The organism is Sphingobium soli (assembly GCF_020782245.1).
Lineage (GTDB): Bacteria > Pseudomonadota > Alphaproteobacteria > Sphingomonadales > Sphingomonadaceae > Sphingobium > Sphingobium soli.
In genome coordinates, this window is sequence record NZ_JAJGNP010000040.1 from 1 (window position 1) to 2,238 (window position 2,238).

2 protein-coding genes are annotated in these 2,238 nt (G+C 59.8%); both read right to left on the reverse strand.

Features of this window, described 5'->3' with window-relative positions:
- Positions 1-21: 21 nt before the first annotated feature.
- On the reverse strand, positions 22-828 hold the full coding sequence (gene istB, locus LL253_RS19595) for an IS21-like element helper ATPase IstB (protein ID WP_009821099.1): 807 nt from the start codon (positions 826-828) through the stop codon (positions 22-24).
- Positions 818-2,238: IS21 family transposase (gene istA, locus LL253_RS19600; protein WP_228228195.1), on the reverse strand; the 1,421-nt coding region annotated here is incomplete at its 5' end. The genes istA and istB, both read right to left, overlap by 11 nt.

Here is a 2,238-nt window from a genome sequence, read left to right on the forward strand (position 1 = left end):
GAGAAGTGACCCGTCTGCGGATTATGTTTCGGGTGTCACGGGTGGGTCAACCCGTGGTTTTCTCTTTTGGGTTCTGGCCTGCTTGGCAGAGCTGTTTTTGAAGCGGAAGCTATCGTTGCCGGTCTCCAGGATGTGGCAGTGATGGGTAAGCCGATCGAGGAGCGCCGTGGTCATTTTGGCGTCGCCGAACACGGTGGCCCATTCGCTGAAGCTCAGGTTTGTGGTGATGATGACGCTGGTGCGCTCGTAGAGTTTGCTCAGCAGGTGGAAGAGCAGCGCGCCACCTGAAGCACTGAACGGCAGATATCCAAGCTCATCCAGGATAACGAGATCGGAGTGCAGGAGGCGATTGGCGATCTGACCGGCCTTGCCCTGTGCTTTTTCCTGCTCGAGCGCATTGACCAGTTCGACCGTCGAGAAGAAGCGGACGCGCTTTCGATGATGTTCGATGGCCTGGATGCCCAGCGCCGTTGCCACATGGCTCTTGCCGGTGCCAGGACCGCCGACCAGCACGATATTGTCGGCGATGTCGATGAAGTCGCAGCGATGCAACTGACGCACCAGAGCTTCATTGACCTCGCTACTGGTAAAGTCGAAGCCGGCCAGATCGCGATAGACAGGGAAGCGCGCGATCTTGAGCTGATAGGCCACAGACCGAACCTCCCGTTCTGCTGTCTCGGCTTTGAGTAACTGGGAGAGGATCGGGATGGCGGCTTCGAACGCTGGAGATCCCTGTTCCATGAGATCGGTGACGGCCTGCGCCATGCCATGCATCTTGAGGCTGCGGAGCATGACGACGATGGCGCCGCTGGCAGGGTCATGACGCATGACGCTTCTCCTTGCGCAGATCATCATAGCGTTCGACATTGGCCATCGGTTCGCTGACCAGCTTGAGCGCCTGGGGCGCCGTCACCGGCGGCGTGGAGATCGGTTTTCCGTCGACCAGCCTATAGAGCAGATTGAGGATATGGGTCTTGGTCGGAACGCCAGCCTCCAGCGCCATGGTGACCGCCGTCAGCACCAGTTGCTCATCATGATGAAGAACCAGCGCCAGTATTTCGACCATTTCCCTGTCGCCGCCGGGATTGCGCAACAGATGTCGCTGCAGACGCTGGAACGCATCGGGTAGCTCAAGGAAGGGCGCACCGTTGCGCAGGGCGCCGGGCTTGCGCTGCACGACCGCCAGATAATGGCGCCAGTCATAAACCGTATGACCTGGACCGTCGTGAGAGCGGTTGATGATGCGCTGATGTGCGCAGATTGGCTGCCCCTCGGCGACGACCTGGAAGCGATCAGGATAGACGCGCAGGCTGACAGTGCGATTGGCGAAAGAGGCCGGTACGCTGTAGCGATTGCGCTCAAAGTGGATGAGGCACGTCGGCGATACCCGTTTGCGATATTCCACAAAACCATCGAAGGGCCTGCCCGCAACCATCAGACACTCAGATTCATCGGCCCAGGCATTGGCAACCGATCCGGGTTCGATCCCGTGAGGGATGTCCTCCCATAACGCCTTGCAGCGCTCCTCCAGCCACAGGTTCAGCGCATCAAGGCTTTCGACCTGCGGCGTGGGTTGCCACAGACGGTGCCGCGCATCCTGGACATTCTTCTCGACCTGCCCCTTTTCCCATCCCGCAGCCGGGTTACAGAACTCAGCTTCGAACAGATAGTGGCTGACCATCGTCAGGAAGCGTGCGTTGACGGTGCGTTCCTTGCCACGCCCGACCTTGTCGACGGCCGTGCGCATATTGTCATAGATACCCCGGCGCGGCACGCCGCCCAGCACGCGGAAGGCGTGATTATGGGCGTCGAACAGCATCTCATGGGTTTGCAGCAGGTAGGCGCGCACGATGAATGCCCGGCTGTAACTGAGCTTGAAATGCGCGACCTGCAGCTTGGTCCGAACCCCGGCGATGATTGCCCAGTCCTCACTCCAATCAAACTGGAAAGCTTCCCCCGGCGCGAACGACAGGGGCACGAATGTCCCACGCCCGCCAATCTGTTGCTGGCGCCGATAATCTTCGCGCCAGTCCCGAGCAAAAGCGGCAACCCGGTTGTAGGATCCTTCATAACCCAGGCTCACCAAATCGGCGTGAAACTGCTTGATCGTGCGCTTCTGCTTGCGCGATCGGCCCATATCGCGCCGCAGCCAGGCCGCCAGATGCTCAGCAAATGGGTCCAGTTTGCTTGGTCGATCAGGCACCTTGAACCGCGGATCGATCGTCTCGGACCGCAAAT

Excerpts from the sequence above, each read along its gene's own strand:
- istB (WP_009821099.1), bottom strand. The coding sequence starts at position 828 with ATGCGTCATGACCCTGCCAGCGGCGCCATCGTCGTCATGCTCCGCAGC.